The organism is Paenibacillus sp. P22, assembly GCF_000469945.2.
Classification (GTDB): Bacteria; Bacillota; Bacilli; order Paenibacillales; family Paenibacillaceae; genus Paenibacillus_O; species Paenibacillus_O humicus.
On the sequence record NZ_CBRA020000042.1, the window covers coordinates 1 to 5,583 of the forward strand.

Consider the following 5,583-nt stretch of genomic DNA (forward strand, 5'->3'; position numbering starts at 1 on the left):
GCAGGGAATTGAGAGGAGCTGTCCTTAGTACGAGAGGACCGGGATGGACGTACCGCTGGTGTACCAGTTGTTCCGCCAGGAGCACCGCTGGGTAGCTACGTACGGACGGGATAAGCGCTGAAAGCATCTAAGCGCGAAGCCCCCCTCAAGATGAGATTTCCCAGTATGTAAGACCCCTGGTAGACGACCAGGTTGATAGGTTCGGGGTGGAAGCGCAGCAATGCGTGCAGCTGACGAATACTAATCGGTCGAGGGCTTATCCTATGGGTAAGAAAAGCAAATGGACTCAGCATCCATCGTATTGGTTCGATCCAGTTTTCAAGGCGCAAGCCACGTCTTGAACAAGCGTAACGTTTGGTGGCGATGGCGGAAGGGAACCACGCGTACCCATCCCGAACACGACCGTTAAGCCTTCCAGCGCCGATGGTACTTGGACCGCAGGGTCCTGGGAGAGTAGGACGTCGCCAAGCACAGAGAGAAGCCTGATCCGCGAGCAATCGCCGGCCAGGCTTTTTTTGATTTTAAATGGCATAAAGCGACATTAATCCCCCATGACGGGGGATTAGGCAGGAAGATGTGCGGGTAATAAAAAGAGATTCTTTTTCAGAGGTTATCGGTGATAATACAAATAATAGGACTCCTCCAAGGGGAGCTTGACGACGCCATCCCTTCTTTCCTTCAGGAGGAAGAATACAGCGGTCAGATGAGGCGCAAGCAGCCAAAAATGGACAAGCAACAGGGAAGACAGAGTTTCCGGCTGCAGCCAGGGATAGAACAGCATGATGCAGCACAGTCCTGTCCAGAGCAGATGGATCTGCAGACGGGTGAAGGCAGCCAGCTCGACAGGAAGCTCGGGAAGATAGCCTGCGAGGGGGAAAACAAATCTCCACGACCATTTTCTTGACTTGAATTCATGATGGCTGCGCAGTCCGATCAACCGGATCAAAGTGAAATGAAGAAGGGGTATGAACAATAGACCTGCAGTCAAGCCGGCCAAGCTGCTGATCGGAGAGAGGACGAGCAGGGATGCGGCCAATAACAGTCCGACAGCCCAATGGTAGCGGACCAGTGCAGGTGAAAAATACAGCTTGCGGATAAGCCGGTATTGATAAATCGTAGCTTCCTTTTGCTCGGACAAAGGCTGGAACATGCGGCTCCTCCTCATTAGGGACTCTTCTTTACTATCGGTCGAGCCGCGGACTCGGTTCAGTTTAATTGGGATAGGCACCGACGGATCCAGGCTGAATATGGTGTAAGAAGACGTTTATACGAATTTACAGGTATGGATTAATAGATTTCAGGGCATCCTGATAATATCATTGTACTTGAAAGAAAGGCGGATGGACTATGCATGAGGGCGCTTTGTGTGAATGCATCGTATGCGGCCAATTCAAGCCCCAGGACCAGGGACTTCATATCGTATCGGAATTCATTTGCGGCAGCTGTGAAAATGAAATGGTTCAGACGGATGTAAAGGACGAGAAATACCCCTTTTATGTCCATCAGATGAAGCAAATATGGGTGCATAAGAATGTCTGAGCTTTCTTCCTGCGGGAAGAAAGCTTTTTTTTTGCTTCTTTTTTCATTACAATGGAAGAAATGAATGCAAGCGAAAGGAAAGCTTTTATGAATCAATCCGATATTCCTCTCCTCACGATGTTGAACTCCCATACAGCCGGCAATCCGGTCTCCTTCCATGTTCCAGGCCACAAAGGGGGAACCGGCGGCAACGAAACGGTTCTTGATCATGCTGACTCTCAAAATTCCGCATATCCGCAGTGGCTGGACATGGTCATGAAAATCGATGTGACCGAGCTGGCAAGCACGGACGATCTCCATGATCCGAGCGGGGCGATCCTGGAGGCTCAGCTGCTCGCGGCAGAATGCTTCGGGGCCGAGGAAACCTCCTTCTTGGTCGGCGGAAGCACGTCGGGAAACATCGCCCTGATCATCGGAACCTGTCTTCCGGGGGATCTGGTCCTCGTCCAGCGCAATGTCCACAAATCGGTTCTGAACGGCCTTCAGTTAAGCGGGGCTAGAGCGGTATTCCTGGCTCCAGAGATGGATAAGAAGACGGGAATAGGATCGATTCCCTCCTTGCGGACAATTCAAGAAGGGCTCGCCCTCTATCCGGATGCCAAAGCCGTGTTCCTGACGAATCCGAACTACTACGGCTTGTCGGTCGACCTTCGCCCTTATGCGGAATATATTCATGAGGCCGGTGCGGTGCTGCTGGTGGATGAAGCTCATGGAGCTCATTACGGGCTCCACCCCTCTTTTCCCGGATCAGCTCTCCAGGCAGGGGCTGACGGAGTTGTCCAGTCCACGCACAAGACCCTCTCTGCCCTGACGATGGGAGCGATGCTTCATATGCAAGGAGAGAGGCTGGATCGTTCAAGCGTCAAGCAGGCGCTGACGATGATTCAAAGCTCTTCGCCGTCGTTTCCGATCTTGGCCTCGCTGGACGCGGCCCGCGCCAAAGTCGGCATCTATGGCGAGAATTGGTTTGAACCCGGATTGCAGGCTGCGAAGCGGATCCGGGATTGGGCATCGGATCCGAAGGCGCCCCATCCCTTCCGGTTGCTGGAACGGGAGCTGCAAGGGGAGGAGCTGCGGCTGGATCCTCTCCGAATCGTCTTGGAGGACGCCAGCGGCTGTCTGAGCGGGTTCAGGCTGCAGAAGGAGCTGGAATTACGGGGCTGCTGGCCGGAGATGGCGGATGCCCGCTATGTCGTTCTTATCGTTGGAGCCAGGAGTGAAGAAAAAGATGCCGATGCGCTTCTTGCCGCTCTCGAAGAGATTGCCTCCGTTAATCGATTGGATGAGCCGGCCTCCGTTATCCGATTGGACGAGCCGGCCGACAGCAGACGCATTATCGCTCCGCTGTCGGAATCGGAAAACAGCCGCGCAGAGGTTGTCTCGCTGCCGGTGCTGTTGAGGCGAAGCAAGAGGATTCCGGAGCAAGAAGAAAAGGTGATGATCAAGGATTCGGCAGGCCGGCTTGCCGCAGAGAGAATCATCCCGTACCCGCCGGGAATTCCGCTTGTTTATGAAGGTGAGCGGATAACTTCTGAAACGGCGGCTCATATGCAGAGACTGCTGGAGGCAGGCGCCAGATTCCAGGGTATGAGCGAAGAGGACAGGGGCTGCATCGCAGTCCGTCTTCCTTCCTCGGAGTGAGCCGCTCTGTTTGGTGTCTGGTCACGAGAGGGCGACGGCTTTGCTTTTCGGCTCCATGTCCGGAAATGAACGGCAGAATCCGGTTCGCCTCGCTGACTGCGTACCCTGGAGAAAAGCCGGCTCTGGCAGCATTCCGATAGGTAAGCGGCGCCGGTCATGGTATGATAGGTAAAAACCGAGCAGGGAGCATGTTACAAGTGGAGCGAGGAAGGTTTATTACGATAGAAGGCGGGGAAGGCGCGGGCAAGACGACGTTGATCCAATCCCTTGCCGCTGGCTTGGAGCAGCAAGGATATGCAGTCCTGACAACGAGGGAGCCTGGAGGCATCCCTATTGCCGAGAAGATCCGAGAGGTCATCCTGGACCGGACGCATACCGGAATGGACAGCCGGACGGAAGCGCTCCTGTATGCGGCGGCTAGAAGGCAGCATCTGACCGAGAAGGTCATTCCGGCGCTGGAGGCGGGCAAGACCGTCATCTGCGACCGCTACATCGACAGCAGCCTCGCTTATCAGGGGTTTGCGCGCGGTCTTGGAATGAACGCCATTGAAGAAATCAACCGTTTTGCGATCGAAGGCTGGATGCCGGATGTGACGCTGTTTCTGGATTTGCCGGTCGAGATCGGCCTGAGGCGGATCGCCGAGGCGGGAGAACGGGAAATCAACCGGCTGGATCTGGAACGGGAGTCCTTTCATGCCAAGGTGCGCGCCGGATATATGAAGCTTCTGGAGATGCATCCTGGGCGGATCGTCCGCATCGATGCGGAGCAATCGCCCGAATCGGTATTAATCGACGCGATGGCCGCTTTATCGATGTGACAAGCAGGAATTCAGGCCTGTTTTGTCCAATTTTATATCTAAACAAATAGGAGGAATGAGGATGAAGCTAGTCATTGCCGTTGTACAAGACAAGGACAGCAACCGTCTGTCGAACGCTCTTGTCCGCGAAGGATTCCGCGCTACCAAACTGGCGAGCACCGGAGGATTCCTGAAGGCGGGCAACACCACGTTCATGATCGGGATCGAGGATGAGCGAGTGCATGAAGTTCTGCACTGCATCCGTTCCAACTGCAAGGTCCGCGACCAGCTCGTGACGCCGGTGTCGCCTATGGGCGGGACGACCGATTCGTATATCCCGTTCCCGGTCGAGGTTCAGGTTGGCGGTGCCGCCGTATTCGTCATGCCGGTGGAGCGTTTTGAACATTTCTAATTCAGATCTACCTGACAGGAGCGTGCGCAGATGAAGATCGATCCGGGCTGGCGTCCGCTGGGGCAGGATCGCGCAAGAGACAGCGCGGCGGGCAAGCCGGTGCAGTCCAAATCCTTCGCCGATGCGATGCGCTATCAGGACCAGAGCCGAAGCCGCGAAGAGCTTGAGCAGAAGCTGCAGGATATTCAGCAGCAGGGAGATCGGCTCTCCCGCTCGATGACGATGCGCGAGCTGAAAGCCTACAAAGCGATGGTCAAGCAGTTTTTGGAGATGACCGTTCGGCGCGGCGTCGGAATCAAGGATGTGCGCAGCATGGACCGGCGCGGCCGGATCAAGCGGCATAAGCTGCTGGACGAGATCGACGAGAGCCTGCTCGCCATGGCCGATGAGCTGCTGCTCAGCGAGCAGGGGCGCATGGAGCTGCTGCAGCGGGTCGGAGACATCCGCGGCCTGCTGATCAACCTGTTATTTTAGAGCGAGGAAAGGACAGCTATGAGACTTGCGGAAATCCCCGGCCAGGAAAAGGCCAAGCAAATATTGCGGCATGCCCTTCAGAGCGGCAAGGTATCGCATGCCTATCTGTTCCATGGGCCGGGAGGCACGGGCAGGCTGCAGACGGCTCTGGCGTTTGCCCAGGCCCTGTTCTGCACGGCCGGCGGGGACGACGCCTGCGGAGAATGCCTGGAATGCCGCAAGTTCGAGCATGGCAATCAGCCTGATCTGCACCGGATCGCTCCGGATGGCAATTCCATCAAGCTTGGACAAATCGACGACTTGCAGCGGGAGATGTCCTACCGGACAGCGGATCCCTCCCGGCGCAAGGTGTATATCATGGAGAAAGCGGAATCGATGACTCCTCCGGCCTCCAACAGCCTGCTGAAGTTCCTGGAAGAGCCTGTCTCGCCGACAGTGGCGATTCTGCTCGCGACGCATGCCGGGGCCGTGCTGCCCACTATTGCTTCCCGAACACAGCCGGTCCCTTTTTTGCCCTATTCGCCCAAGGAGATGCTGGAGCAGCTCGCGCAGGAAGGATATCCTGCCGCTCATGTCCGCGCAGCCGTCCATTTGGCTTCCGGCCTCGACGGATGCCGCGCTGTAATAGAACAGATTGGGTTTGCAGAAATCCGAAATGTAGTGATACAATTAGGCAAGGAGAGCACTTCCCGATTCACTGCGGGCATGGTGACCGTCCAG

At 55.9% G+C, this 5,583-nt stretch carries 7 protein-coding genes and 2 rRNA genes; 8 read left to right on the forward strand and 1 reads right to left on the reverse strand.

The window, feature by feature from the left end:
- Together BN871_RS08105 and rrf are read left to right on the forward strand one after the other, a co-directional pair.
- Positions 1-264, forward strand: a 23S ribosomal RNA gene (locus tag BN871_RS08105); the annotation flags it as partial.
- Positions 265-353: 89 nt separating this feature from the next.
- A 5S ribosomal RNA gene (rrf, locus tag BN871_RS08110) occupies positions 354-470 on the forward strand.
- Between the two features lie 140 nt (positions 471-610).
- On the opposite strand, the gene BN871_RS08115 is transcribed toward rrf, so the two are convergent.
- Positions 611-1,150 (reverse strand): hypothetical protein, encoded by a 540-nt coding sequence (locus tag BN871_RS08115; protein WP_021878478.1) that lies wholly within the window; start codon positions 1,148-1,150, stop codon positions 611-613.
- Positions 1,151-1,347: 197 nt separating this feature from the next.
- Between BN871_RS08115 and BN871_RS08120 the strand changes: the two genes are divergently transcribed.
- The 6 genes from BN871_RS08120 to holB form a co-directional block, all read left to right on the forward strand.
- Entirely contained in the window at positions 1,348-1,539 is a 192-nt protein-coding gene (locus BN871_RS08120; RefSeq protein WP_021878479.1) for a sigma factor G inhibitor Gin, read from the forward strand.
- Between the two features lie 117 nt (positions 1,540-1,656).
- Positions 1,657-3,180 carry an aminotransferase class I/II-fold pyridoxal phosphate-dependent enzyme gene (locus tag BN871_RS08125; RefSeq protein ID WP_157060241.1) on the forward strand — a complete coding sequence of 508 codons (1,524 nt, stop codon included), beginning with the start codon at positions 1,657-1,659 and terminating at the stop codon, positions 3,178-3,180.
- A gap of 188 nt (positions 3,181-3,368) precedes the next feature.
- Positions 3,369-3,998 (forward strand): dTMP kinase, encoded by a 630-nt coding sequence (gene tmk, locus BN871_RS08130; RefSeq protein ID WP_048745307.1) that lies wholly within the window; start codon positions 3,369-3,371, stop codon positions 3,996-3,998.
- A gap of 61 nt (positions 3,999-4,059) precedes the next feature.
- On the forward strand, positions 4,060-4,389 hold the full coding sequence (locus BN871_RS08135; RefSeq protein WP_048745308.1) for a cyclic-di-AMP receptor: 330 nt from the start codon (positions 4,060-4,062) through the stop codon (positions 4,387-4,389).
- A 30-nt stretch (positions 4,390-4,419) separates the two neighbouring features.
- A complete protein-coding gene (locus BN871_RS08140; RefSeq protein ID WP_021878483.1) occupies positions 4,420-4,863 on the forward strand; it encodes a YaaR family protein in 444 nt (147 codons plus the stop codon).
- 18 nt (positions 4,864-4,881) lie between these two features.
- Positions 4,882-5,583 (forward strand): DNA polymerase III subunit delta' (gene holB / locus BN871_RS08145; RefSeq protein WP_048745309.1); only part of this gene is annotated, 702 nt, incomplete at its 3' end.

What these genes read in the sequence shown, in the direction of transcription:
- BN871_RS08115 (WP_021878478.1), bottom strand. Translation starts at nt 1,150, where the DNA reads ATGTTCCAGCCTTTGTCCGAGCAAAAGGAAGCTACGATTTATCAATAC.
- BN871_RS08135 (WP_048745308.1), top strand. Translation starts at nt 4,060, where the DNA reads ATGAAGCTAGTCATTGCCGTTGTACAAGACAAGGACAGCAACCGTCTG.
- tmk (WP_048745307.1), top strand. Translation starts at nt 3,369, where the DNA reads ATGTTACAAGTGGAGCGAGGAAGGTTTATTACGATAGAAGGCGGGGAA.
- BN871_RS08120 (WP_021878479.1), top strand. Translation starts at nt 1,348, where the DNA reads ATGCATGAGGGCGCTTTGTGTGAATGCATCGTATGCGGCCAATTCAAG.
- BN871_RS08140 (WP_021878483.1), top strand. Translation starts at nt 4,420, where the DNA reads ATGAAGATCGATCCGGGCTGGCGTCCGCTGGGGCAGGATCGCGCAAGA.
- BN871_RS08125 (WP_157060241.1), top strand. Translation starts at nt 1,657, where the DNA reads ATGTTGAACTCCCATACAGCCGGCAATCCGGTCTCCTTCCATGTTCCA.